The organism is Inediibacterium massiliense (assembly GCF_001282725.1).
Classification (GTDB): Bacteria; Bacillota; Clostridia; order Peptostreptococcales; family Thermotaleaceae; genus Anaerophilus; species Anaerophilus massiliensis.
In genome coordinates, this window is record NZ_LN876587.1 from 17088 (window position 1) to 42588 (window position 25501).

A 25501-nucleotide genomic window follows, 5' to 3' on the forward strand; every position below is an offset into this window, starting at 1 on the left:
TAGTTTGTATTCAGTCTGAAGCAGGAGGTAACTCCTGCTTTTTATTTAAAGTATTGACAAATAAATAAAAAAAGAATACCATATTAGTTAATAACTATATTAGGATATTCTAATATAGTTATTAAGAATAAATCATGATTTCATATAAAAAGAGGTGAAATAGGATGGATATAAATAATATGCAGGTAAAAGTATTAAAAGCGTTAGCTCATCCAACTAGGTTAAAAATAGTAAAAAAATTATTAAAAGGAACATTATGTGTCTGTGAACTTAATGAAGATATTGATTTTAGCCAATCTAATCTTTCACAGCATTTAAAGATTTTAAAAGAGGCAAATATATTGATGCAAGAAAAAGATGGGTTACGAGTTAATTATAGTATTAAGAGTGAAGAAGTTGTTCAATTGATTGATATTGTTGAAAAGATTGTTGAAAAAGAAATAAAAAATCTTACAAAACAAATAAGGGGTGATTAAATTGTTAAAATGGATTACTGAAATATTTAAGTTTTCATGGTTAGATCAGTTGGTTCAAAAATTAGTGGAAAATGTATTTGGTATTTCTATGAATACAAATTTAGGTTTAAGTATACATTTTTTTATCTATGATACTATTAAGATTATTATTTTGCTTAGCATTATGATTTTTGTAATATCTTATATTAGAAGCTATTTTCCTCCTGAAAAAACAAAAAAAATATTAAGTAGATTTAGTGGAATTACAGGAAATATTATGGCATCTCTTTTGGGAATTGTGACTCCATTTTGTTCTTGTTCATCTGTTCCTATTTTTATAGGGTTTGTGGAAGCTGGAGTTCCATTAGGACTTACTTTTTCCTTTTTAATTACATCACCTATTGTAAATGAGGCAGCTTTTGCAATACTTTTGGCTTCATTTGGAGTAAAGGTTGCAGTAGTTTATGTGATTACAGGAGTAGTAGTAGGTGTGGTTGGAGGATTGGTCATAGGAGGACTTCATTTAGAAAAAGAAGTGGAAGAATATGTATATGAAATACAAATGGGTGAAGTAGCAATCGATGAATTAAATCGTAAAGAAAGATTTCAATTTGCAATAGATAATGTAGTAGACATTGTAAAAAGAATATGGATTTATTTGATTATAGGTATTGGGATTGGGGCTTTTATTCATGGATGGGCTCCAGCACCACTTCTTGCAAAATATGCAGGTCCTAATAATCCATTTGCAGTAATTGTAGCTGTAGTGTTTGGTATACCCCTTTATTCTAATGCTTTAGGAACGATTCCTATTGCTGAGGCTCTTATCAATAAAGGAGTAGGAATTGGTACAGCTCTATCTTTTATGATGGCAGTTACAGCTTTATCCCTACCAGAAATTATTCTTTTAAGAAAAATAATCAAACCAAAATTAATCAAAGCTTTTGTAATTATTACAGGAATAGGAATTATTTTTGTTGGGTATTTATTTAATGTAGTAGCACATCTATTGGTATAAAGAAGGATAAAAAGTAAATTTTGAGTAATTTTAAAATAAAGAACGATCCCTATGTAGGGTATATAATTTTGCAACAAGCTAAAAATAAACTTAAATAGGAGGGTTTTAAATGAATATTAAAATTTTAGGAAGTGGTTGTGCAAATTGCAAAAAATTAGAAGAAAATGCAAAAGAAGCTGTAAAAGAGTTAGGATTAGAAAATGTAACCATTGAAAAAGTAGAAGATATTCCAAGTATTATGAAATATGGAGTGATGAAAACTCCTGCATTAGTAGTAGATGAACAAGTAAAGATCATGGGAAAAGTAGCTAAACCTAATGAAATTAAAAAACTAATTCAAAAGTAGGATGGATCCATTATGCGTATAGCTATGATTACAGATATTCATTCTAATATCTTTGCATTAGAAGCAGTCCTTAAAGATATAAAAAACAAAGGAGTAGATTGTATCTATTGTTTAGGAGATTTAGTAGGATATGGTCCTTTTCCAAATGAAGTGATTCATTTAATCAGAGAAAGAAATATTCCTACTGTACAAGGAAATTATGACCAAAGTGTAGGAGAAGAGTTGTTTGCCTGTGGATGTGATTATAAAGATGATGAATCTATGGCATTGGGAACAAAATCTTTATATTGGACACAAGAAAATACAACAGAAGAAAACAAAAGTTGGCTGAGAGCATTGCCTCAAAGAATAGAACTTCAAGTAAAAGGGCGTAAGATCTTACTTGTACATGGAAGTCCTAGAAGAAATAATGAATATCTTTATGAAGACGCTAAAGAATTAGAAGAAATTGCAGATATGGTTCATGCAGATATTATGGTGTGTGGCCATACTCATAAACCCTTTTATAAAAAAATCAATGGTTTAGATGTGATCAATGCAGGAAGTGTAGGTAAACCAAAGCACGGAAATCCAAATGCTACGTATATGATTATAGGTATAGAGGAAAGTCATATAACAACCAAGATTATTGAAGTGATTTATGATTATGAAAAAATGGCTCAAGCTATAGAGGATAGTGAAATTCCAAATGAATTTGCGCAAAAAATAAGAAAAGGAATATCGTAAGTATTTATGATATGGGTAAAAATTTAATTTTTACCCATATTTTATTCTTTACAAAATTATATATGTGAATCTTCATGTCAAATTTTAGAAAATTTTGAAGGATCATGAAGAGCAAATGGAATAAGCAAACTTGTTAAAAATAAAACAAAATTTGACATAAATTTCAAATAGGCATACAATTTATTTATGGAAAAAAAAAGCAAGAAAAATAAATTTAAAGTATTTCAGCAAAAAAATCTAAAAATAATAAACTGAAAATAAAAAAAATTAATAATATAAAGTGGAAAGATACATGATCCTTTTAAAATCGTTGAAATTGAGGAGGACAATAAAATTATTGAAATAAAATTACAAAATAAAAAATATGTTAATACAGAAAGACATATATGAAATGTTTCAGATAAAATTATTCATAATTTCCAAAATCTTAAAAAAAAGATTGTTAAAAAAATATCCAAAATACCAATATTATTTNTTATGGAAAAAAAAAGCAAGAAAAATAAATTTAAAGTATTTCAGCAAAAAAATCTAAAAATAATAAACTGAAAATAAAAAAAATTAATAATATAAAGTGGAAAGATACATGATCCTTTTAAAATCGTTGAAATTGAGGAGGACAATAAAATTATTGAAATAAAATTACAAAATAAAAAATATGTTAATACAGAAAGACATATATGAAATGTTTCAGATAAAATTATTCATAATTTCCAAAATCTTAAAAAAAAGATTGTTAAAAAAATATCCAAAATACCAATATTATTTGTTATAATAATAAAAAATTTGAAAGGTGACATAAGTTTTTTAGCGGTAAGGATTAAAGGGGGAACAAATATGGCAAAGAATATTTTTACAGAAGAAAATTTTTTAAAGTTAGAGGAAGTTATTCAAAAGCATAGAGAACAAAAAGGTGCCTTGATTCCTGTTTTAAATGATGCACAAAAAATATTTGGGTGTTTACCTATGGAGGTACAAAAGAAGATATCAGAAGGACTTCATATTCCATTAGCAGAAATTTATGGAGTTGTTACATTTTATGCCCAATTTTCAATAGAGCCAAAAGGAGAATATACAATCGGTGTCTGTTTAGGAACGGCTTGTTATGTTAAGGGATCACAAAAGATATTAGATAAAATACAAAAAGAGTTAAATGTAGAAGTTGGGAAAACTTCAGCAGATGGAAAATTCACATTAGAAGCAACTAGATGTATAGGAGCTTGTGGACTAGCACCTGTGATTACTGTAAATGAAGATGTGTATGGAAGACTAGTGGAATCTGATATACCGGCAATACTCAAAAAGTATTAAGGGGGAAAGGAAATGAAATCATTAGAAGAATTAGAAAAAATTCGTGAAGAAGCATGGCGTGAAGTTGACATTAGATGTGAGAGAGAAAGAACAAAAATTGTTGTAGGAATGGATACTTGTGGAATAGCTGCTGGGGCAAGAGATGTTTTGATTGCTCTTTTAGAAGAGGTCAAGCTTCAAAATATTAAGGATGTAGTAGTATCTCAAACAGGATGTATTGGTGTATGTAAATTAGAACCTATGGTAGAAGTATATAAACCAAATGAAGAAAAGGTTACTTATATAGAGATGACTCCACAAAAGATCAAAAAAGTAGTACAAGATCATATTTTAAATGGAAAAATAGTACAGGAGTACACCATTAACGCAGCAAAGTAAAAATGAGTGTAAGGGGGAAAGATCATGGAAATTTATAGAGCACATGTTCTTATTTGTGGTGGTACAGGATGTACTTCTTCAGGATCTCAAAAATTAATATCTACTTTTGAAGAAGAATTAAAAAAGCATGGATTAGATAGAGAAATAAAATTGGTCAAAACAGGATGTTTCGGTTTGTGTGAAGCAGGTCCTATTGTTATTGTCTATCCAGAAGGAGCTTTTTATAGTCATGTAAAGGTAGAAGATGTAAAAAGAATTACAGAAGAACATTTATTACATGGAAAAATTGTAAAGGATTTATTATTTAAAGATGCTATTGAAGAAGATAAAATTAAATCTATTGGGGAAGTACAGTTTTATAAAAAGCAAAAAAGAGTAGCTTTAAGAAATTGTGGAAGAATCAATCCAGAAAACATAAGAGAATATATTGCTTTTGATGGATATAAAGCTTTAGGAAAAGCTTTAACGGACATGTCTAGAGAAGAAGTCATTGATACTGTTAAACAATCAGGCTTAAGAGGACGTGGAGGTGGTGGATTTAGTACTGGAATGAAGTGGCAATTCACCTATAAAGCAGAGGGAGATCAAAAGTATGTAGCGTGTAATGCAGATGAAGGAGATCCAGGAGCTTTTATGGATAGATCTATATTAGAAGGAGATCCTCATTCTGTTATTGAAGCCATGGCAATAGCTGGATATGCTGTAGGTGCTAATCAAGGGTATGTTTATATAAGAGCAGAATATCCAATTGCAGTCAATCGTCTTCAGGTTGCTATTGATCAAGCAAGGGAATATGGTCTTTTAGGAAAGAACATCTTTGGAAAAGGTTTCGATTTTGATGTAGAAATTAGATTAGGAGCAGGAGCCTTTGTTTGTGGAGAGGAAACAGCTCTTTTAAATTCTATTGAAGGAAAAAGAGGTATGCCAAGGTCAAGACCACCTTTTCCTGCTGTTAAGGGGTTATGGGGAAAACCAACGTTACTTAACAATGTAGAAACTTATGCAAATATTCCTCAAATTATTCTAAATGGTCCTAAGTGGTTTTCAGATATGGGAACGGAAAAATCAAAAGGAACAAAGGTGTTTGCATTAGGAGGAAAAATTAATCACACAGGACTTGTAGAAATTCCTATGGGAACGACTCTAAGAGAGATTATTTATGAAATTGGAGGGGGAATTCCAAAGGGAAAGAAATTTAAAGCTGTACAAACAGGAGGTCCATCAGGAGGTTGTGTGCCTAAAGAATACTTAGATACGCCTATTGATTATGATAACTTAATTGAGTTAGGATCTATGATAGGTTCTGGCGGTATGATTGTTATGGATGAAGACAATTGTATGGTGGATATTGCAAGATTCTTTTTAGATTTTACAGTAGATGAGTCTTGTGGGAAATGTCCTCCTTGTAGAATAGGAACAAAAAGAATGCTTGAAATATTAGATAAGATTACTTCTGGAAAAGGTGAACTTGAAGATATTGATCGATTAGAACAATTAGCTGCAAATATCAAAGCATCTGCTCTTTGTGGACTCGGTCAAACTGCCCCAAATCCAGTTTTATCTACACTAAGATATTTTAGAGATGAATATGAAGCTCATGTAATAGAAAAAAGATGTCCAGCAGGAGTCTGTCAAAATCTTCTATCCTATACCATTGATTCAGAGTTATGTAGAAAATGTGGTATTTGTGCATCAAAATGTCCAGCGGGATGTATTAGTGGACTCAGAGGAAAAAGAACTTTCCATATTGATAAAGAAAAATGCTTAAAGTGCGGTGCTTGTATGGAAGCTTGTCCATTTGACGCCATTTCAAAAAAATAAAGTTGGATGTTAGGAAAAGGAGAGTGACAAAATGGAAAAAGTAAATTTGACCATTGATAATATAAAAGTTCAAGTTCCAAAGGATTATACTATATTACAAGCTGCTAAAGAATGTGGAATAGATATTCCAACTTTATGTTTTTTAAAAGGAATCAATGAAGTAGGAGCCTGTCGCGTCTGTCTTGTAGAAATTGAAGGCGCAAAAGCATTACAAGCATCTTGTGTATATCCAGTATCTGAAGGTATGGTTATAAAAACAAATAGTAAAAAAGTAAGAGAAGCAAGAAAATCAAATGTAGAACTTATATTATCCAATCATAATAGAGAATGTTTAACTTGTGTAAGAAATAAAAATTGTGAACTACAAGCTTTAGCAGAAGAATTAGGAATCAGAGAAATTCCTTTTGAGGGAGAAAAACCAAAAAGTGTAATAGATGATACATCTTTTTCTATTGTAAGGGATCCAAGTAAGTGTATTCTTTGTGGAAGATGTGTAAGTACTTGTAAAAAGGTGCAAAATATAGGAATTTTAGATTTTGTGAATAGAGGATTTAAAACAGAAGTAGCTCCTGCATTTGAAAAAAGTATGGCAGATTCACCTTGCGTTTATTGTGGCCAATGTATTGTTAGTTGTCCAGTAGGGGCATTAACAGAAAAAGATGATACACAAAAGGTATGGGATGCTTTAGATAATCCAAATCTTCATGTAGTAGTACAAACAGCACCTGCAGTAAGAGCAGCTTTAGGAGAAGAATTTGGACTTCCTATCGGAACAAGAGTAACAGGAAAAATGGTGGCAGCTTTAAAGAGATTAGGTTTTGATAAAGTATACGATACAAATTTTGGAGCAGATTTGACGATTATGGAAGAAGGCTATGAGCTTTTAGATCGAATACAAAATGGTGGAGTATTACCTATGATTACTTCTTGTTCTCCTGGTTGGGTAAGATATTGTGAATATTATTATCCAGAATTTATTCAGAATCTATCTAGTTGTAAATCACCTCATCAAATGATGGGTGCTATTATTAAATCTTATTATGCAAAAAATAAAAATATTGATCCTTCTAAAATATTTGTAGTATCTATTATGCCATGTACTTCTAAAAAAACTGAGTCTAAAAGACCTGAGATGCAAGTAGACAAATTAAGAGATGTAGATGCTGTTTTAACTACAAGAGAGCTAGGTAGAATGATCAAGCAATCAAGAATCAAGTTTTTAGAGCTTGAAGATGAAAAATTTGATCAAGATTTATTAGGAGAGTACACTGGAGCTGGAGTGATCTTTGGTGCTACAGGAGGAGTGATGGAAGCTGCCTTAAGAACAGTTTCTGATGTATTGGAAGGAAAAACTATTGAAAAAGTTGAGTATAAAGAAATAAGAGGGATCAAGGAAATTAAAGAAGCAGCCTTGACCATTGGAGGAAAAGATATTAAAATTGCTGTAGTACATGGAACAGGTGCTGCATCTAAATTATTAGATTTAGTAAAATCAGGAGAAAAACAATATGATTTTATAGAAATTATGGGATGTAGTGGAGGTTGTGTCTGTGGAGGAGGTCAGCCTCATGTATCTGCTAAAACATTGATGGAGGTAGATGTAAGGGTTGAAAGAGCCAAAGCATTGTATGAAGAAGATGAAATTTTACAATATAGAAAATCCCATGAGAATCCACAAATCAAAAAATTATATGAAGAATTTTTAGAAAAACCAAATAGTCATAAAGCCCATGAGTTATTGCATACTCATTATAATAGAAAAGAAAAATTTCCAAAGGATGTAGAAGAATGTTGTTGTGAAGAAACAGCTTGTGGAAATTGTAATCATTTATCTAACTAATGGATTGTATTCATTAGGAGGATCTAAAAAATCTAATTGCAAGGATGAATCTGAGCAAAAGGTAAGAGGGTGATTTTATGAATTTTTTGTGATATAAAAAACTTTCCTTTAAGTTAAGAAAACTTTAGCTTAATGACAAAGACATAAAAATAGTCACTAAGTCCTCGAATTTGGAAAATATATAGAAACCATAGAAAATAGCATTACAAACTCGCTTAAGCTCAAACAGTATAATGCTAAACATTTTCTCTCTTATTTCTATATTTTCATAAATTCTGTGGAATCGTTCCTAATTTTTTATGACTTTGCCATAAGATTTACAGGCTAATTTCTCTTATATCGTAAGGAAAGTTTTTTTTATGGGAAGGAGTAGGAGTAGTAAGATGAACAAAAGAATAGGAGTTATTGCAATTATTGTTGAAGATAAAGAAAGTGTAGATATGGTGAATAAATTTTTAAGTGATTTTGGAGAGATTATTGTAGGGAGAATGGGGGTACCTTATAAAGAAAAGCAAGTCAGTGTCATATCTATCATTGTAGATGGTACAACAGATGAGATAGGGGCCCTCACAGGAAAATTAGGAAGATTAAAAGGAGTTAGTGTAAAAAGTGCACTCACTCAAAAATAGGAGGAGTTTATATGAGCACTTATCATATTATCGATGAAGAAAAAATCAATAAATTATTAATAGAAGGAAAAAAAGCTAGTAAAAGTGAAGTTTTAGATATTATCAAAAAAGCAAGAGATTGTTATGGATTATCTTTAGAAGAAGTGGGGGTATTGCTTCAAGTAGAAGATGAGGATCTATTGAATGAATTGTTTCAAACTGCAAGATATATAAAGGAGACTATATATGGAAATCGAATTGTTTTGTTTGCTCCTTTGTATACAAGTAATGAATGTACAAACAATTGCCTTTATTGTGGATTTAGAATGGAAAATAAATTGCTTCATAGAAGAACTCTTTCACCAGAAGAAATTGTACATGAGGCAAAAGCTATTGAATCTCAAGGCCATAAACGAATTTTATTAGTCTGTGGAGAAGACGCTAAAAAGACTCATATTGATCATATTGTAGATGGAGTCACAGCTATTTATGAAAATGCAGACATTCGAAGAATTAATGTAAATGCGGCTCCTATGACTGTGGAGGATTTTAAAAAGTTAAAAAAATGCGGAATAGGAACTTTTCAAATTTTTCAAGAGACTTATCATAGAGAAACGTATAAAAAAATGCATCCAACAGGAGCTAAAAAAGATTACGATTATCGTTTGACTGCTGTGGAGAGAGCTTTTCAAGCAGGAATTGACGATTTTGGAATTGGTCCTTTGTTAGGTCTTTATGATTATAAATTTGATATATTAGGCACATTAATGCATTCTCAATATATGGATCAAAAATATAGTGTAGGGCCTCATACTATATCTGTTCCAAGACTTAGACCAGCTCTTGGCTCAAAGCTTAAAGAGATTCCTTTCCCTATTACAGATGAAGAATTTAAAAAAATTATAGCGGTACTTCGTCTTACAGTTCCTTATACAGGAATGATTCTTTCTACAAGAGAAGCACCGCATCTTCGTGATGAACTCATCAATTTAGGAATTTCTCAAATATCTGCAGGATCCAGAATCAATCCAGGAGGATATGAAGAGGATGATCGAGATGCTACTCAATTTGAAGTCAATGATGAAAGAAGCTTAGATGAGATGCTTCGTGTTATTGTAAAGAATGGGCATCTTCCAAGCTTTTGTACAGCTTGTTATAGAAATCATAGAACAGGAGAAGCTTTTATGGAGCTTGCAAAGGATGCGCATATTCATGAATTTTGTCATCCAAATGCTATTCTTACATTTAAAGAAAATTTAGTTTCTTATGCTTCAGAACAAACGAAGGAAATAGGAGAAAAAATGATCAAAGAAGAAATAAATAAAATAGAAAATGAAAAAATAAAGGAAGAAACTATAAAAAGAATAAAACAAATAGAAGAAGGACAAAAAGATTTATACTTTTAGGAGGAATTTATGATCAAACACTATCTAATCATGGCAGCATCTACTAATTATATGTTAAGAGGGGATCAGTGTTTAAAGGAGGCAGGAATCAAAACCTTATTGGTTCCTGCTCCTTCTGAATATGGATCTGTTTGTGCTACAGCCATAAAAATAAAAAAAGAGGATTTAGAAAAAGTAAAAGAAATATTAAAAGAAAAAAATATAAAATTAAGTGGAATTTATGAGGACAAGCCAAAAAGACTTTTAGGACTTTTAGAAAAGCTCTCTCAAGATATGATTTCAGATGAATTTTTAAAGATTTTGAAAAAAATAGAAAATGGAGAAGAGTTAAATTTTGAAGAGATTGTGATTTTACTCAAAACAGATCGTAAAGCAGAGATAGATGCAATTTTTAAAGCTTCAGATCAAATGAGAAAAGAAATTGTTGGAGATGTAGTAGATATAAGAGGAGCCATTGAGTTTTCAAATATTTGTAGAAGAAATTGCAAATACTGTGGGATCAGAAAAGATATAAATATTCATAGATATAGAATGACTGAAGATGAAATATTAGAGGTTGTTCATGAAATGAATCATATGGGACTAAAAACTGTGATTTTACAATCAGGAGAAGATCTATGGTGGACAAGTGAGAAGATAGTATCTTTGATTCAAAGAATCAAAAAAGAAACAGGGATGAGAATTACTCTAAGTATAGGAGAAAGATCAAAAGAAGAATATGCTCTTTATAAGAAAATGGGAGCCAATAACTTTTTATTAAAGATTGAAACTACCAATAAAGAAATTTTTAGATTTATTCATCCAGATGATGACTTTGATGAAAGGCTACAGTGTTCTAAATGGTTAAAAGAGCTTGGATATTTAAATGGATCGGGAAATATGCTTGGTCTTCCAGGACAGAGAGTAGAAGATATTGCAAAAGATATTTTATTCTTTAAAGAAATGGGCATTAATATGATAGGAATAGGACCTTTTCTTCCTGTAGAGGGCACTCCTTTTGAAGAATATCCTATAGGTTCTGTTGAAATGACGCTAAGAGCCGTAGCAGTCACAAGAATTGTATGTAAAAGAGTGTTTCTTCCTGCTACAACTGCATTAGCTAGCATTGATCCAGATGGACAAACGAAGGCTTTACAGGCAGGGGCGAATACAATTATGCTTATTAATACTCCTCCTAAGTATAGATATAATTATCAAATTTATACAGATAAAAATATGGTAGATTTAGATAGTGCTTATAAAGCTATCAAAGAGTCAAATAGGAAATTGCCACCCTATATTAAAAAGGAGGTTTAATATGCAGGATACACCAAGAAGCAACAGACTACACATTTCATTATTTGGAAAAAGAAATGTAGGAAAATCAAGTCTTATCAATAGTTTAACCAATCAAGATATAGCACTTGTATCCAATGTAGCAGGAACAACCACAGATCCTGTTTATAAGTCTATGGAGATACTCCCTATAGGTCCTGTAGTATTAATAGATACAGCGGGAATAGATGATATTGGAAACCTAGGGAAATTAAGAATACAAAAAACTCATGAGGTTCTTAATAAAACAGAGCTTGCTTTACTTATTTTTACAAAAGAAATAACTTCCTTTGAAAAAGATATGCTTCAAAGAATGAAAGAAAAAAATATTCCGTTGATAGGAGTCATGAATAAAATAGATGAAAAAGATGTAGAAGAATCTATTTTAATAGAATGGGAAAAAGTATATGATATTCCCTTTGTAAAGGTAAGTGCAAAGACAAAATATGGAATAGAAAATTTAAAAGAAACCATTATAAAAGTAGCAGATATCAAAAAACATGAAAAAGTAATTGTAGGAGATTTAATAGATGAAGGAGATTTTGTAGTATTGGTAACTCCTATAGATAAAGCAGCACCAAAGGGAAGACTAATACTTCCTCAGCAGCAAACCATAAGAGATATTATTGATCATGGAGGTATTGCTATTGTTACAAGGGAGACGGAGCTTACAAAGACATTAAAAGATATTGGAAAAAAACCTAAAATGGTCATTACGGATTCTCAAGCTTTTAAAAAAGTAGACGAATTGACTCCAATAGATATTCCTCTTACATCATTTTCTATTTTATTTGCAAGATACAAAGGGGATTTGGAAACTTTAGTACTTGGAGCAAATAAAATAAAAAATTTAAAAGAAGGAAGTAACGTTTTAATTTGTGAAGGATGTACTCATCATAGACAAGAAGGAGATATAGGAAAAGATAAAATTCCAAAATGGATAGAAAATACAGCAGGAGCAAAATTAAATTTTGAATGGCTTAGTGGAACCTCTTATCCAGATGAAGAAAATATCAAAAAATATGATTTGATTGTTCATTGTGGAGGTTGTATGTTAAATCCTAAGGAAATGGAGTTTAGAATCAAAAAATCCAATGAATATCATATTCCTATTGTAAATTATGGAGTATTGATAGGATTGGCTACAGGAGTATTAAATCGTGCATTAGATTTATTTCCAAATATAAAAGAAAAATTTAAATAGGCTGCATATGCAGCCTATTTATTATAATTGTGCATCTCCGGGATTCCAATCAAGAGGACATAATCCTCCAGATTGTAGCCCTTGTAATACTCTTAATGTTTCGTCTGCACTTCTTCCTACATTTAAATCATGGATGACAGAGTATTTCAAAATGCCATTTGGATCAATAATAAATAATCCTCTTAAAGCAATACCATCTTCTTCTATTAATATGCCATAATCTTTGGATACTTGATGTGTTTTATCAGAAGCTAATGGAAATTCAAGTTTTCCAAGTCCTCCTTTTTCCCCGGGAGTATGAATCCATGCTTTGTGAGAATGTTCACTATCTGTACTTACTCCTAAAATTTCAGCACCTAGCTTTTTAAAATCTTCTATTCTTTTATTAAAGCCAGTAATTTCTGTTGGACACACAAAAGTAAAATCTAGTGGATAAAAAAACATCACAAGCCATTTTCCTTTGTAGTCCTCTAATGAAACTTTTCCAAAATTTTCTCCTGCTCCATCTATTGTTTTCATTTCAAAATGGGGAGCAGCCTTTCCTATCATTCTTTCAGCCATCATATACCCTCCTTATTTCTTTTCAATATATTGAATGTATTTCATTTAGACTAAGCCTATTTTAGATATTCCCTAAAATAAATTTTCTAAACAGAAAAATGAGAATTATTATCAAAATAAAGAGGATCAAAAATCTTATGGTTTTATTATTTTTATGAATTGATCTGCAATAGTGGTGTCAAACTGAGTACCTCTATTTTTAAAAATTTCGTTTAATGCTTGTGGAATACTTATTTGCTTTTTATAAACTCTTGGTGATATCATAGCATCAAAAGAATCGGCTACAGCTATAATTCTAGATAAAAAAGGAATATGATTTCCAATTAATCCATATGGATACCCTTGTCCATCGTATCTCTCATGGTGATACAAAATAATATGAGATATATCATTAAATATATTGACTTCAGATAAATATTCCATGCCTATTTCACAGTGTGTTTTTATAATTTCATATTCGTTTTTTGTTAATGAATTTGGTTTATTTAATATTTCCTGTGGAATGCCGATTTTACCTATATCATGTAAAAGGGATGCAATCAATAAGTCTTTCATATCTTTTTGAGAAAGATCAAATGAATGACCTATTTTCATGGATAATTTAGAAACTCTAATACAATGATTTAATGTATCTATAGACTTTAAAGCGATCCTATGTAAAAAAAAATCAACATATTTAAAAAACAATAGATCTTTTGTGTTGTGTTCATATTTTTTGATTGTAAATACCTCCTTGAAATATATATTCTACTTTATTTTCCATATATCTATGAGTTTTTACATATTTTACTATAATTATAGCTGTTGGAATCTCCTTTTCAAGATGTAGACATAAAATGTCTACAAACCGTCATTGACTGATTATGTCATAGGTGTTTCGTTGAAACACGTTTCATTATTACTTATAATGAGTAATGGAAAATATTATCAATCTATAAAATACTATATAGAGGTGTATCATGGCAAAATATACAAACTTCGGTATATGTCTCAATGAACTACTTAATATTACGAATATTAAGGTAAGGCAATTAGCTAATGCAATCAATGTAGATCCTTCTTTAATAAGTAAATGGAAAACAGGCCAAAGAAAAATAGTTACTCATTCTAATTATTTAAAAAATATTTCTAATTATTTGTCTGAACATATTCATAATGAATATCAAAAAAATGACATTATACATATTGCAAACCAATTTAAATTTTATATGGATGTTGAGAATTTTAATGGTATGAATAATTATATATATGAGCTTTTGTTAGGGCTGTTACAAGATTACAAAAAAAATAATGTGATGAATTCTGATTTTCATGAAGCACAGGAAAAGAGTTTTTATGATTTGAATTATATGAGTAATTTTGAATTGATAAAAGGTGAAGAGAACATCATTAATACAGGTATGGCTCTTTTAAAATCTATACCTGAAAAACCGTATCATATAAAAGAACCTATTGTTATTACATTTTTTACTGAATTTAAATGTAACTCTTATCTTGAGAAGGTTTATTCTCAATGGAATGATGTTTTACTAGAAGTTCAAAAAAAAGGTTGGTCTATTTATAAAGTGGTCAATATAAATAATAATGCAGAAAGAAATAAGAAAATTATAAATGAACTCTTAAATAATATATTCTCTGAAAAATATAATTTATATTTTTGGAATAAATATGATATTGTACTTCAATATAGAGAAATTATGTTTATTCCTAATACGGGTACTTTGATCGTTTTTTTTAATAGAAAATCAAAAAAAATGGATAATGCTTTCTTAATTAAAGATATTCATGCATTAGAAGTTTTTCAAGATTATCTTTCTCTAAATAATAAATACTTATCATCTTTAATTATAGATAAAGTCAAATTTACAAGCCCAAATATATTAGAAAATTTTACAGTTTATGAAAATTTAAATGGGAATAGATTTATTTATAATTGGTGCTTTCATTCTATATCTATTCCAGAGGAACTTTATGATAAAATTTTTTTATTATACAACAAAACCATAAAAGAAAAAGAGTTATCATTATTTATAGAAAAACAAAAAAATGTAAAAAAAGATTTTCATATACAGATTCAAAGCTATAAATTCATAGAGATATATTCTAAAGATTTTATCGAAAATTTAGTGAAAACTAGCAAAGAACCTGGCGCATATTTAAATTCTTATGATGTATACATACTTTTAAAAAATATAATATATATGCTTGAGAATTATGAGAATTACAATATAGCTTTAATAAATGATCAAGAAAAAAGCATTTTCGATGATTTTTCTTGGATGATTAAAGAGTCTAATGTTGTACTTATTCATAATTTTCATCAACCTATTGAAGAAAATGAAAAGGTTTGCATATCTATTACAGAGCCCACTATGGTTCATTATGTTACAAATTGTTTTAAGGAAATGTTAAATGAAATTGCTCCTTTTAATAAAGAAAAAAAAAATGTTATTTCATGGTTTAAAATTCAGATGAAATATTTATAAGAATGAAAAAATCATATGATTTCTTTTCTTTTAAATTCCCTCCTATGAATAGATTTCCACATGAAAGAATTAAATTTTTTTTAAATCAATAAAATATATTTATGGATTGGTTGAAATAATCTATAAGCATATACTATAAGATTTTTTAATAAATATTTATAGGAGGTGGGAAAATGGAAAATAAAAAAAATAAAGGGATGACCTTTTTTTTATGTTTTTTGATATGTGCTTTTTTGATTTTTGGTCCTTTTTATTTTCTACAATATAAATTAAAAAGTAACTCTATTCAAAAAGAGGAGAATTTTAAAGGCGTGATTGAATTTTGGGATTATCCTCATCTAGATTGTGAAAATGGAACAAGATTTGGATGGATTTTAGAAAAAATAAGAGTTTTTGAAAAACAAAATCCAGGTGTCTATATTGATTTTAAGCCAATATACCCATTGAATGGACCTATTGAAATAGAAACGAGTATAAAAACTAATTCTTCTCCTGATATTGCTCCTATAGGTTCAGATCAAAATGTAATCCATAAAAAAGTACTAGAGCCTTTAGATCAATATTTATCTCATGAAGAATGGGATGATTATAAGGAAGAGTCATTAAAGGCTGTGACAGCAAAAGGAAGAAAATGGGGAATCCCTTGGATGATAGATATATATAAGATGTATATAAATGTAGATTTATTTCATGAAAAAAATATTGAAATTCCTAAAAATGGTGAATGGACGTACAAAGAATTTGTGGATCATGTAAAACAGCTGACTTATGATCAAGATGGAGATAAAAAAATAGATACATATGGATTTTACTCTTTTGTAGGAGAAAATCATCCTTTATGGGGGATTTTATTAAGTGATGGAGCTACTATTTTTGAAAAAGATCAAAGCTATGGATTTGATGATGAAAAAGCTATAAGTGGATTAAAAAAATTAGTAGATTTAAAATACATGTATAAAGTAACCCCAGATGATTTTGGGGAAAATTCAGAAAAGGATGCGTGGGATTTATTTTGTAAAGGGAAAGTAGCTGTATATCCTGCTGAAACTTCAAAGACGTCGTCTCTTAAGAAGCTTAAAAATGAAGGGGGATTTGAATTTGAAGTAGTGGGGTTTCCTATAGGAGAAGAAAAAGAATCTTTATCTATTTGTACTCCTATAGATGCATATGGCATTTTTAAACAAGAAGACCCTAAAAAGTTAGAGATGTGTGTAAAGTTTTTAAAATTTATTACAAAGGATGACTATCAAAGACAATTGTATCGGTTAGGAGTTTTTCCAGCAAAAAAATCTATAGGAGAGATCTATAAAAATGATCCTTATTTGTCAACAATAGAAAATGAGTTAGAAGATATAAAAATGATCCATACCCATCCTAAATGGAGAAGCATTGAAGAAATTTTACAAAGTCAGATTCGCCAAGCATTACTAGGTAAAAAGTCTTCTCAAGAGACTATAAAAGATTCAAAGGAAAAAATAAAGGATTATATGGAAAGTATAAGAAAAATCAATGACTAATGCCTTGTATTTCAAATGAGGAATAGGTATACTGAAAAAGAATCTATGAAGGAGAAATGAAGGAGTGGAGAAAGTGAATATAGAAAATATTTATTATAAATTGATAGAAAAAATAAATCCAGAATCTATTTTAAAAAATGAACCTATGAGTAAACATACTTCTTTTAAAATAGGAGGACCAGTGGACCTAATGGTATTACCTAAAACGATAGAAGATATAAAAGAAACTATTCAAATTTGTAAAACAAATCATATAGATTATTATATTATAGGAAATGGGAGCAATATTTTAGTGCTAGATAAAGGAATAAGAGGAGTCGTGATTAAGATTGGAGATACCTTTAATGGGGTAGATATAAAAGAGAATGAAATCAAAGCAAAATCAGGAATACTTTTATCCTCTTTAGCTAGCATAGTTGTCAAAAATGGTTTAGAAGGATTTGAATTTGCAAGCGGAATACCTGGGACTTTAGGTGGAGCCATTGCTATGAATGCAGGAGCCTATGGAGGGGAAATGAAGGATGTAGTAAAAGCTGCTTTAGTGATGGATGAAGAAGGTAATATGATATATTTAAAAAAGGAAGAATTAGAGCTTGATTACAGAAATAGTATTATCCCTAAGAAAAAATATATTGTATTAGAAGTGGAGATAGAGCTTCAAAAGGGAGACGAAGAAGAAATTAAAGCAAAAGTCAAAGACCTTACTCAAAAAAGAGTGACAAAGCAACCTTTACAATTTCCTAGTGCAGGAAGCACATTTAAGAGACCTCAAGGTCATTTTGCAGGTAAATTAATAGAAGATGCAGGACTAAAAGGAGTAAGAATAGGAGGCGCACAAGTATCTCCTCTTCATGCAGGCTTTGTGGTAAATGTAGATCGTGCTTGTGCAGAAGATGTAATGAATATTATAAGTCTTGTGCAAAAAACAGTGTATGATAAATTCTCTGTATTATTAGAACCAGAAATAAAAATAATTGGAGAAGAATAAAAGAAATGGAAGTGAAAACAAATGAAAATATTTGCAGATTATCATACTCATACCATATATAGTCATGGAAAGGGTACCATTCAGGATAATGTGGATATAGCAATTCAAAAAGGTTTAAGAGAAATTGGAATTTCAGATCATGGATTTAGACATCTTTTATATGGAGTCAAAAGAAAAAATCTTTCAAAGATGAGAGAAGAAATTGATGCAATCAACAAATCTACAGATAAAATAAAAGTAAAGCTTGGAATGGAACTCAATATTATGGGTTTAGATGGCAGACTAGATATAGATGATGAAAATTTAAAAAAATTAGATATTGTTCTTGCGGGATATCATTTTGGAGCATTACCCTATCATATTTCAGATTGTTTTAGAATTCATGGAAATAATTTTTTAGCAAGATATTTTCCAACGGTAGATAGAAAAGTTCGAGTGATCAATACAGATGCAGTAGTAGCTGCTATTTATAATAATAATATTGATATTCTTACACATCCAGGGGCAAAAGCCAATATAGATACAAAAGAGGTAGCGAAAGCTGCAAAAGAAAGAGGAACTGCTCTTGAAATCAATAGCAGCCATGGCTATTTAACAGTAGAATATATAAAGGTTGCTATGAAAGAAGGAGTTAAATTTGTTATAAGTAGTGATGCCCATAGACCTGAGGATGTAGCAAATGTACAAAAAGGAATCCAAAGAGCCATACAGGCAGGTTTGAGTGTAGACCAAATTATAAATGCAGAGTAGGGGGAGTCGCTATGAAATTTGTAATCATTACAGGCTTATCTGGAGCAGGAAAAAGTCAAGCTATGAAAAGTATGGAAGATATGGGATTTTATTGTGTAGACAATCTTCCACCTGCTTTAATTCCTAAATTTACAGAGCTTTGCTTTCATGCACAAGGAGAAATTGAAAAAATTGCATTAGTCATTGATATTAGAGGTGGAAAATTTTTCAATGATCTTTTTGAAAGCTTAGATATTCTTAAAAATCAAGGATATAATTATGAAATATTATTTTTAGAAGCATCGGATCAAGTACTGATCAAAAGATTTAAAGAGACAAAAAGGGTGCATCCTCTAAGTCCACAAGGTAGAATTATAGATGGAATTGGTAAAGAAAGAGAAAGACTTGCAAAGTTAAAGGAAAAAGCAAAATATATTGTAGATACGTCTAATCTTACTTCCTATCAACTCAAAGATGAAATTAAAAAAATGTATATAGAAGGAGTAAAGACGGACAACCTTACTATATTTATTCAGTCTTTTGGATTTAAAAAGGGAATTTTATTAGATGCAGATTTAGTATTTGATGTAAGATTTTTACCAAATCCTCATTATATAGAAACTTTGCGAGAGTTTACAGGAAATGATAAAGCTGTACGAGAATATGTAATGAAATGGCCAGAAAGTATCGCTTTTGTAGAAAAATTAAATGATATGGTAGATTTTTTAATCCCTCTTTATATTAAAGAAGGAAAATCTCAATTGGTAATCGGGATTGGTTGTACAGGCGGAAAACATAGATCTGTGACGATTGCAAATATATTATATGAAACTCTAAAGGAAAAAGGACATAGAGTAATTATTAATCATAGAGATTCAGTATATTGTTAGGGGAGTAGAGGGGGATGAATTTATTTGACTGGCTTAAGCCGGGACTCAAAATCAAAAGGTGGATTTTTATAGGAATTATTGGGATTGCTTTTATGATTATTGGCACTTTTCCTCTCTTAGATCCTTTTTTAATAGAGAAAGGAATACTAAAATATTTTTTGTTTTTTATTATGGGGGGAGGAACTCTTTTAATTATTGCTGTAAAGAGAGGATTTTTATCTATATTAAAAATACTTGATTTTCCAAGTTTATCCAAACAACAAAAAATTGATGAAAAGTTGTATGAAAAAAGGATTTTAAATAAAGGGCCTAGAGTTGTAGTAATTGGTGGAGGAACAGGACTTTCAGTACTTTTAAGGGGACTTAAAAAATATACTTCTAACATAACAGCAATCGTTACAGTAGCAGATGATGGAGGAGGCTCAGGAGTTTTAAGAGAAGATTTAGGAATGCTTCCTCCAGGAGATATTAGAAACTGTATTTTGGCTTTGGCTAATACAGAGCCTATTATGGAAAAGCTTTTACAATATCGTTTTTCAGAAGGACAATTAAAAGGCCAAAGCTTTGGGAATCTTTTGATTGCAGCTATGAACGGTATATCAGATGGTTTTGAAGAAGCTATCAAAAAAATAAATGATGTATTGGCAGTTACAGGAAAGGTATTACCTGTAACTACAGAGAATATTACTTTATATGCAAAACTTAAAAATGGAAAAGTTATTAAGGGAGAATCACAGATTCCATTGAAGGCAAAAGAATTTGAAAGTCCTGTTGAAAAAGTTTTTATCAAACCATCTAATGTAGCAGCACTAAAGGATGCGGTAGAGGAAATTCTTTATGCAGATGTGATTGTTTTAGGGCCAGGAAGTTTATATACAAGTATTATTCCGAATTTACTAGTGGAAGATATAAAAAAAGCAATGAAAGAATCATCTGCAATGAAAGTTTATATTAGTAATGTAATGACTCAACCAGGAGAAACAGATGGATATAGTGTTGCAAAACATATAGAGGCTATTTTAGAACATTTAAAATTAGACAAAATTGATTATGTATTTGCAAATAATAAAGAAATACCTAAAGAAACTTTGAAAAAGTATATTTTAGATGGAGCCATGCCTATAAAGCCTTCTAAAGAAGATTATGATTACCTTAAAAAAAATAATATACAAATGATAGAAGGATCTTTTGTAGACATTAGGAAAAGCTATATTCGACATGATGCGGATAAACTTTCTAAAAAGATTATTGAAATGGTGTTAAAAGAAAAATATACAATAGATAAAAAAAGAATTGTAGATTATTATTTATTAAAGGAAGATATGAAGAAAAAATATATGTTATAATAATTTTTTGTGGTATAATAATAAAAATGCCAGCAATGACATCCTCAAAATATTTATTGAGAACAAAACGAAGGAGTTCTTTCATGTAGCGAGGGGTGGAAGTCATGAAGAGAGAGATGAGTTCTGGTGGTGTAGTTGTTTTTGGCAATGCCATTCTTCTTTTACGTAAATACAATGGAGATTGGGTGCTTCCTAAAGGAAAAGTAAAAGAAGATGAAGACATTGATCGGGCAGCTATTCGAGAAGTGTATGAAGAAACTCATGTAAAAGCTGAAATTATAAAATATATTGACAAAATAAACTATTCTTTTAAAAATGGTTGGGACACAAATGAAATGGTTTATAAAACGGTTCATTGGTATTTAATGAAAACAAGAAGTATGGATGCATCTCCTTTAAAAGAGGAAGGATTTATTGATGCTAGATTTGTTCACATGAATCGAGCCATAGAGATTGCCAAGTATGATGATGAAAGTCAGATTATTCAAAAGGCTATAAAAGAAATTCAAAAAGACCTTCAATTATAAATAGGTCTTTTTCTTTTTTATGAAATTATACAAATTTTATTTTTATAATTTCTCTAATGTATTTCAACAAAGTTTACTGAATAATTTTTTGAAGAAAGACTTTGTTCTAAATATATGCTATAATATAGAAATATGGTATAATTTTAAAATAAGGGAAAATGTACCTAAAAGCTTTTGTTCTTAGGGGTAGGTGATGAATATGTCATTTTCTATGCAAGCAAAAAATGAGTTAGCAAGAATTATTCCAGAGAATCGTTGTTGCCAAATTGCAGAACTATCTGCTTTGATTCGTATGAGTGGTACAATTCAGCTTGTAGGATTTCAAAAGATGAATATTAAGATTGTTACTGAAAATGCGGCTGTTGCGAGAAAAATTTTTACTCTTTTAAAAAGATGTTTTGGTGTGCATACAGAATTAAGAGTAAGAAAAAACAAACTTTTAAAAAAGAATAATCACTATATGATGATGATTAGTAGTGATTTGGGGGCAAACGATATCCTTAAAGAAGCAGGAATCTTAAAAACAAATAACGACAAACTTTATATAGATTATAATGTACCATATATATTGATTAAAAGCAAATGCTGTAAAAGAGCTTATTTAAGAGGAGCTTTTTTAGGAGCAGGATCTGTGAGTGATCCTGAGAAAACCTATCACTTAGAGTTTGTAACAAGCAGTGAGGAGCATAGCCAAGGATTAAAAGACCTTATTAACGATTTTGAGCTAGGAGCTAAAATTGTCCAGCGTAAAAATAGTTATGTGATTTATTTAAAAGAAGGAGATTGTATTGTAGATCTTCTCAATATTATGGGAGCTCATTCTGCTTTATTAAATTTAGAAAATATAAGAGTAGTCAAGCAGGTTAGAAATAATGTGAATAGAATTGTAAATTGTGAAACAGCAAATTTAAGTAAAATTGTAAATGCATCCGTTAGGCAAATTGAGAACATAGAATATATTCAAGCCCATGCAGGATTTAAAACTCTTCCAGAAGGACTTAGAGAAATTGCGCAGTTAAGGCTTGAATATAAGGAAGCAAGTCTTAAAGAACTAGGACAGATGCTAGACCCTCCTGTTGGAAAATCAGGTGTTAATCATAGATTGAGGAAAATTGAGAGAATTGCAGAAAAACTAAAAGAAAGTAAGGGGGAGATAAGATGATTAAGAAAGAAATATCTATCATGCACGAACAAGGATTAAGAGCAAGACCAGCAGCGATGTTTGTGCAATTAGCCAATAAATTTATGTCTGATATTTTTGTAGAACAACAATATAAAAAAGTAAATGCAAAAAGTATTATGTGTATCATGGCATTAGGACTTTTAAAAGGAGAAAGTATTGCAGTAAGTATTGATGGTCCTGATGAAGAAGAGGCTATAAAAGCTATTGAGGATTTTTTTCAAAATCCAAAAGAGAACCTATAAAAACTATTCCGAAGAGGAATAGTTTTTTTTAGTGAAATTTTTGTAAATTTATGAAATGTTTATATAATTATCATCATGAATTAAAGGAGTTTGTATCATTTTGGCGAATAAAATAATTAGTATGATTTGGTATATCTCACATTTGGAGGAACTTATGTTTAAAGTAAATATTGAATATATAAAGCCAGGAATGATTTTAGCAAAAACTCTTCAAAATATAGATGGACAAATTTTATTAAGTGCAGGTGTAAAATTAAAAGAAAATTATATACAAAAACTTAGAGAAATAGGAATTAACCAAGTATACATAGAGACCGAAGAAACTTCTGACATTGTAATTGAAGATGTGATTTGTGAGCAAAATAGATTTGAAGCAAAAAAAGTGATTAGAGAGACGATGAATGATCTTTATATGGGAAGACATGCTCAAATGGAAGGAGTCTTTCATACAATTAGTAATCTATTAGATGATCTTTTAGGAAATAGGGATATTCTTCTCAATCTTTCAGATATAAAAACAGCAGATGAATATACTTTTGCTCATTCTGTAAATGTGTGTGTATTATCTTTGATTACAGGAATAGCTATGGGATATAATAGAGAAAGATTAGAAAAATTAGGGGTTGGAGCAATTCTACACGATATTGGAAAAGTGTGGATTCCAAAAGAAATACTCAATAAACCTGCCAAACTGACAGAGGAAGAATATAAAAGGATCAAAACTCATTCTAAATTAGGGTATGATATGATTAAAAGATATGATTATATTAGTAGTTTGAGTGCTATCGTTGTTTTAACTCATCATGAAAGATATGATGGGAAAGGTTATCCGTTAGGGAAAAAAGGGGAAGAAATTCATGAGTTTGCTAGAATTGTCTCTATAGCTGATGTATATGATGCCCTAACTTCTGATAGAGTATATAAAAAGAAGATGTTTCCTCATGAAGCTGTAGAATATTTAGTTTCTATGGGAGGACATCAATTTGATTATGAAATTGTAAAAAAATTTATTGCACATGTAGCAGTCTATCCTTTAGGAACGATGGTTGTTTTGAGTACAGGAGAAAAAGGAATTGTTATAAAAGTAGATCATACATATCCAAACCGTCCCACTATAAGATGTATGTATGGAGTAGATGGTGAAAAATATGATATTTTTAAGGAGTTAAATTTAATAGATTATCCATCCATTATGATTATAGAGGTGTTAGAGAAACTTGAATAGTTTTGGTATAATAAAGTATGAATGATGAGTTCATACTTTTTTTAATAGATATATAGTTGCATAGAGGTAGGTGATGTATATGACAAAAAATGAACAGATTATTGATTATATAAAAAATCTTTCTATAGGAAGCAAAATTTCAGTAAGACAAATTGCACAAGATTTAGATGTAAGTGAAGGAACAGCATACAAAGCTATTAAAGATGCAGAAAGAGATGAATTGGTAAGCACCATTCCTAGAGTAGGAACCATAAGAGTAGAAAAAGTGAAAAAAAAGAGCATTGACAAGGTAACTTTTTCAGAAGTTTTAAATATTGTAGAAGGACAAGTATTAGGAGGACATGAAGGAATTTATAAGATCGTCAATAAATTTGTCATAGGAGCTATGGATGTAGGGGATATTGAAAAATATATTTCAAAAGGAGATCTTTTGATTGTAGGAAATAGAGAAGATGCTCATAAACTCGCATTAGATAAAGGATGTGCTATTTTAATTACTGGAGGGTTTACTTGTAAAGAGGAAATAAAAAAAATAGCCAATGAAAAAAAACTTCCAGTTCTTTTAACAAGCTATGACACTTTTACTATAACAACTATGATTGATCGAGCTTTACATGAGAGACTGATAAAAAAAGAAATTCTTTTAACAGAAGATATTATGCCCAGTACTTTATGTTATCTGAAAGAAGAAGATAAAGTTTGTGATATGAAAAAAGCGATGAAAAAAACTGGACATAGAAGATTTCCAGTGGTAGATGAAAATTTATATGTGATAGGAATGGTCTCTCCAAGAGATATTGAAGGAGTAAATGCAGAGACTTCTATTATAGATGTTATGACACCTAATCCTATTACAGTGGCTCCTAATACTTCCGTAGCATATATTTCTCATATTATGATTTGGGAAGGAATCAAGCTTGTGCCTATAGTAGAAAATAAAAAGCTTGTAGGAGTGATTACTCGTCAAGATGTGATTCGGGGACTCAAAAACATGAGAAATCAGCCTCATATGGCAGAACCCTTTGAAGATATGCTGATCAATCAATCAAAAATCGAGGAAACACCTACTGGAATTTCATTAACAGGAGAAATTACTCCTATGATGCTTAATGAAAGAGGCATTGCTAGTGCAGGAGTTTTGGTTATGCTTATGTCTACAGCAGGTTCTATGGCTATAAGAAAGCAAAAAAGTTTAGATAGTATTATTGATAGTTTTATGATTTATTTTATTAAACCCTTACAAATTGAAAGCAAGGTAGAAATTCATGCAGATATTATCAATATTAGTCGAAAATTTTATAAAGTAGAAGTGACAGCTTATTATAATGGAGAAATTGTTTCAAAGGCTATGATGTCTGCAAAATTATTGAGAAGATAGAGAGG

General features: G+C 30.1%; 25 protein-coding genes. 23 read left to right on the forward strand and 2 right to left on the reverse strand.

The window, feature by feature from the left end:
• Positions 1-164: 164 nt before the first annotated feature.
• From BN2409_RS08650 to hydF, 12 genes are all read left to right on the forward strand, one after another.
• The gene (locus BN2409_RS08650; RefSeq protein WP_053956258.1) at positions 165-476 is read left to right on the forward strand and encodes an ArsR/SmtB family transcription factor; all 312 of its coding nucleotides are present in this window, start codon (positions 165-167) and stop codon (positions 474-476) included.
• On the forward strand, positions 469-1473 hold the full coding sequence (locus BN2409_RS08655; protein ID WP_334291712.1) for a permease: 1005 nt from the start codon (positions 469-471) through the stop codon (positions 1471-1473). Before BN2409_RS08650 ends, BN2409_RS08655 begins: the two co-directional genes overlap by 8 nt.
• A 109-nt stretch (positions 1474-1582) precedes the next feature.
• On the forward strand, positions 1583-1819 hold the full coding sequence (locus BN2409_RS08660; RefSeq protein ID WP_053956259.1) for a thioredoxin family protein: 237 nt from the start codon (positions 1583-1585) through the stop codon (positions 1817-1819).
• A gap of 12 nt (positions 1820-1831) precedes the next feature.
• Complete coding sequence (locus BN2409_RS08665) at positions 1832-2545, forward strand: metallophosphoesterase family protein (protein WP_053956260.1); 714 nt, start codon at positions 1832-1834, stop codon at positions 2543-2545.
• Positions 2546-3379: 834 nt separating this feature from the next.
• Positions 3380-3853, forward strand: a complete 474-nt coding sequence (locus BN2409_RS08670) for an NADH-quinone oxidoreductase subunit NuoE family protein (RefSeq protein WP_053956261.1) — start codon at positions 3380-3382, stop codon at positions 3851-3853.
• A 12-nt stretch (positions 3854-3865) separates the two neighbouring features.
• Positions 3866-4231: a (2Fe-2S) ferredoxin domain-containing protein gene (locus tag BN2409_RS08675; protein WP_053956262.1), complete on the forward strand. Its 366-nt coding sequence runs from the start codon at positions 3866-3868 to the stop codon at positions 4229-4231.
• Positions 4232-4255: 24 nt separating this feature from the next.
• On the forward strand, positions 4256-6052 hold the full coding sequence (gene nuoF, locus BN2409_RS08680) for an NADH-quinone oxidoreductase subunit NuoF (RefSeq protein WP_053956263.1): 1797 nt from the start codon (positions 4256-4258) through the stop codon (positions 6050-6052).
• A 31-nt stretch (positions 6053-6083) separates the two neighbouring features.
• A complete protein-coding gene (locus tag BN2409_RS08685; protein WP_053956264.1) occupies positions 6084-7892 on the forward strand; it encodes an NADH-dependent [FeFe] hydrogenase, group A6 in 1809 nt (602 codons plus the stop codon).
• A 383-nt stretch (positions 7893-8275) separates the two neighbouring features.
• The gene (locus tag BN2409_RS08690) at positions 8276-8521 is read left to right on the forward strand and encodes a TM1266 family iron-only hydrogenase system putative regulator (protein WP_053956265.1); all 246 of its coding nucleotides are present in this window, start codon (positions 8276-8278) and stop codon (positions 8519-8521) included.
• Between the two features lie 11 nt (positions 8522-8532).
• Complete coding sequence (gene hydG / locus BN2409_RS08695; protein WP_053956266.1) at positions 8533-9906, forward strand: [FeFe] hydrogenase H-cluster radical SAM maturase HydG; 1374 nt, start codon at positions 8533-8535, stop codon at positions 9904-9906.
• Between the two features lie 9 nt (positions 9907-9915).
• Positions 9916-11202, forward strand: a complete 1287-nt coding sequence (gene hydE, locus BN2409_RS08700) for a [FeFe] hydrogenase H-cluster radical SAM maturase HydE (RefSeq protein ID WP_199872982.1) — start codon at positions 9916-9918, stop codon at positions 11200-11202.
• A gap of 1 nt (position 11203) precedes the next feature.
• Positions 11204-12424 (forward strand): [FeFe] hydrogenase H-cluster maturation GTPase HydF, encoded by a 1221-nt coding sequence (gene hydF, locus BN2409_RS08705; RefSeq protein ID WP_053956267.1) that lies wholly within the window; start codon positions 11204-11206, stop codon positions 12422-12424.
• A 21-nt stretch (positions 12425-12445) separates the two neighbouring features.
• Here hydF and BN2409_RS08710 read toward each other — a convergent pair whose 3' ends face one another.
• Both BN2409_RS08710 and BN2409_RS08715 read right to left on the reverse strand, forming a co-directional pair.
• Positions 12446-12985: a peroxiredoxin gene (locus BN2409_RS08710; RefSeq protein WP_053956268.1), complete on the reverse strand. Its 540-nt coding sequence runs from the start codon at positions 12983-12985 to the stop codon at positions 12446-12448.
• Positions 12986-13120: 135 nt separating this feature from the next.
• Entirely contained in the window at positions 13121-13672 is a 552-nt protein-coding gene (locus BN2409_RS08715; protein WP_278320211.1) for an HD-GYP domain-containing protein, read from the reverse strand.
• Positions 13673-13944: 272 nt separating this feature from the next.
• On the opposite strand from BN2409_RS08715, the gene BN2409_RS08720 reads away from it, so the two are divergent.
• The 11 genes from BN2409_RS08720 (at position 13945) to BN2409_RS08770 (ending at position 25496) form a co-directional block, all read left to right on the forward strand.
• A complete protein-coding gene (locus BN2409_RS08720) occupies positions 13945-15471 on the forward strand; it encodes a helix-turn-helix domain-containing protein (RefSeq protein WP_053956270.1) in 1527 nt (508 codons plus the stop codon).
• A gap of 173 nt (positions 15472-15644) precedes the next feature.
• Positions 15645-16988: an ABC transporter substrate-binding protein gene (locus BN2409_RS08725; RefSeq protein ID WP_053956271.1), complete on the forward strand. Its 1344-nt coding sequence runs from the start codon at positions 15645-15647 to the stop codon at positions 16986-16988.
• A 73-nt stretch (positions 16989-17061) separates the two neighbouring features.
• A complete protein-coding gene (murB, locus tag BN2409_RS08730) occupies positions 17062-17976 on the forward strand; it encodes a UDP-N-acetylmuramate dehydrogenase (RefSeq protein ID WP_053956272.1) in 915 nt (304 codons plus the stop codon).
• Positions 17977-17997: 21 nt separating this feature from the next.
• Positions 17998-18726 carry a PHP domain-containing protein gene (locus BN2409_RS08735; protein ID WP_053956273.1) on the forward strand — a complete coding sequence of 243 codons (729 nt, stop codon included), beginning with the start codon at positions 17998-18000 and terminating at the stop codon, positions 18724-18726.
• Positions 18727-18737: 11 nt separating this feature from the next.
• Positions 18738-19595, forward strand: a complete 858-nt coding sequence (rapZ, locus tag BN2409_RS08740; protein WP_053956274.1) for an RNase adapter RapZ — start codon at positions 18738-18740, stop codon at positions 19593-19595.
• Between the two features lie 14 nt (positions 19596-19609).
• Positions 19610-20941: a gluconeogenesis factor YvcK family protein gene (locus BN2409_RS08745; RefSeq protein WP_053956275.1), complete on the forward strand. Its 1332-nt coding sequence runs from the start codon at positions 19610-19612 to the stop codon at positions 20939-20941.
• A 104-nt stretch (positions 20942-21045) separates the two neighbouring features.
• Positions 21046-21468 carry an NUDIX hydrolase gene (locus BN2409_RS08750; RefSeq protein ID WP_053956276.1) on the forward strand — a complete coding sequence of 141 codons (423 nt, stop codon included), beginning with the start codon at positions 21046-21048 and terminating at the stop codon, positions 21466-21468.
• A 199-nt stretch (positions 21469-21667) separates the two neighbouring features.
• Positions 21668-22630, forward strand: a complete 963-nt coding sequence (gene whiA / locus BN2409_RS08755; RefSeq protein WP_053957689.1) for a DNA-binding protein WhiA — start codon at positions 21668-21670, stop codon at positions 22628-22630.
• The gene (locus tag BN2409_RS08760) at positions 22627-22893 is read left to right on the forward strand and encodes an HPr family phosphocarrier protein (protein WP_053956277.1); all 267 of its coding nucleotides are present in this window, start codon (positions 22627-22629) and stop codon (positions 22891-22893) included. Before whiA ends, BN2409_RS08760 begins: the two co-directional genes overlap by 4 nt.
• 154 nt (positions 22894-23047) lie before the next feature.
• Positions 23048-24118, forward strand: a complete 1071-nt coding sequence (locus tag BN2409_RS08765; protein ID WP_053956278.1) for an HD-GYP domain-containing protein — start codon at positions 23048-23050, stop codon at positions 24116-24118.
• A gap of 79 nt (positions 24119-24197) precedes the next feature.
• Positions 24198-25496: a DRTGG domain-containing protein gene (locus tag BN2409_RS08770; RefSeq protein ID WP_053956279.1), complete on the forward strand. Its 1299-nt coding sequence runs from the start codon at positions 24198-24200 to the stop codon at positions 25494-25496.
• Positions 25497-25501: the final 5 nt, after the last annotated feature.

Bases quoted from the DNA above. Each gene is read 5' to 3' on its own strand.
- hydE (WP_199872982.1), top strand. From the start codon at position 9,916: ATGATCAAACACTATCTAATCATGGCAGCATCTACTAATTATATGTTA.
- BN2409_RS08745 (WP_053956275.1), top strand. From the start codon at position 19,610: ATGAATTTATTTGACTGGCTTAAGCCGGGACTCAAAATCAAAAGGTGG.
- BN2409_RS08675 (WP_053956262.1), top strand. From the start codon at position 3,866: ATGAAATCATTAGAAGAATTAGAAAAAATTCGTGAAGAAGCATGGCGT.
- BN2409_RS08660 (WP_053956259.1), top strand. From the start codon at position 1,583: ATGAATATTAAAATTTTAGGAAGTGGTTGTGCAAATTGCAAAAAATTA.
- nuoF (WP_053956263.1), top strand. From the start codon at position 4,256: ATGGAAATTTATAGAGCACATGTTCTTATTTGTGGTGGTACAGGATGT.
- BN2409_RS08725 (WP_053956271.1), top strand. From the start codon at position 15,645: ATGGAAAATAAAAAAAATAAAGGGATGACCTTTTTTTTATGTTTTTTG.
- BN2409_RS08720 (WP_053956270.1), top strand. From the start codon at position 13,945: ATGGCAAAATATACAAACTTCGGTATATGTCTCAATGAACTACTTAAT.
- rapZ (WP_053956274.1), top strand. From the start codon at position 18,738: ATGAAATTTGTAATCATTACAGGCTTATCTGGAGCAGGAAAAAGTCAA.
- BN2409_RS08710 (WP_053956268.1), bottom strand. From the start codon at position 12,985: ATGGCTGAAAGAATGATAGGAAAGGCTGCTCCCCATTTTGAAATGAAA.
- BN2409_RS08690 (WP_053956265.1), top strand. From the start codon at position 8,276: ATGAACAAAAGAATAGGAGTTATTGCAATTATTGTTGAAGATAAAGAA.
- BN2409_RS08760 (WP_053956277.1), top strand. From the start codon at position 22,627: ATGATTAAGAAAGAAATATCTATCATGCACGAACAAGGATTAAGAGCA.
- BN2409_RS08685 (WP_053956264.1), top strand. From the start codon at position 6,084: ATGGAAAAAGTAAATTTGACCATTGATAATATAAAAGTTCAAGTTCCA.
- BN2409_RS08735 (WP_053956273.1), top strand. From the start codon at position 17,998: ATGAAAATATTTGCAGATTATCATACTCATACCATATATAGTCATGGA.
- BN2409_RS08765 (WP_053956278.1), top strand. From the start codon at position 23,048: ATGTTTAAAGTAAATATTGAATATATAAAGCCAGGAATGATTTTAGCA.
- hydG (WP_053956266.1), top strand. From the start codon at position 8,533: ATGAGCACTTATCATATTATCGATGAAGAAAAAATCAATAAATTATTA.
- BN2409_RS08650 (WP_053956258.1), top strand. From the start codon at position 165: ATGGATATAAATAATATGCAGGTAAAAGTATTAAAAGCGTTAGCTCAT.
- BN2409_RS08750 (WP_053956276.1), top strand. From the start codon at position 21,046: ATGAAGAGAGAGATGAGTTCTGGTGGTGTAGTTGTTTTTGGCAATGCC.
- BN2409_RS08770 (WP_053956279.1), top strand. From the start codon at position 24,198: ATGACAAAAAATGAACAGATTATTGATTATATAAAAAATCTTTCTATA.
- hydF (WP_053956267.1), top strand. From the start codon at position 11,204: ATGCAGGATACACCAAGAAGCAACAGACTACACATTTCATTATTTGGA.
- whiA (WP_053957689.1), top strand. From the start codon at position 21,668: ATGTCATTTTCTATGCAAGCAAAAAATGAGTTAGCAAGAATTATTCCA.
- BN2409_RS08670 (WP_053956261.1), top strand. From the start codon at position 3,380: ATGGCAAAGAATATTTTTACAGAAGAAAATTTTTTAAAGTTAGAGGAA.
- BN2409_RS08665 (WP_053956260.1), top strand. From the start codon at position 1,832: ATGCGTATAGCTATGATTACAGATATTCATTCTAATATCTTTGCATTA.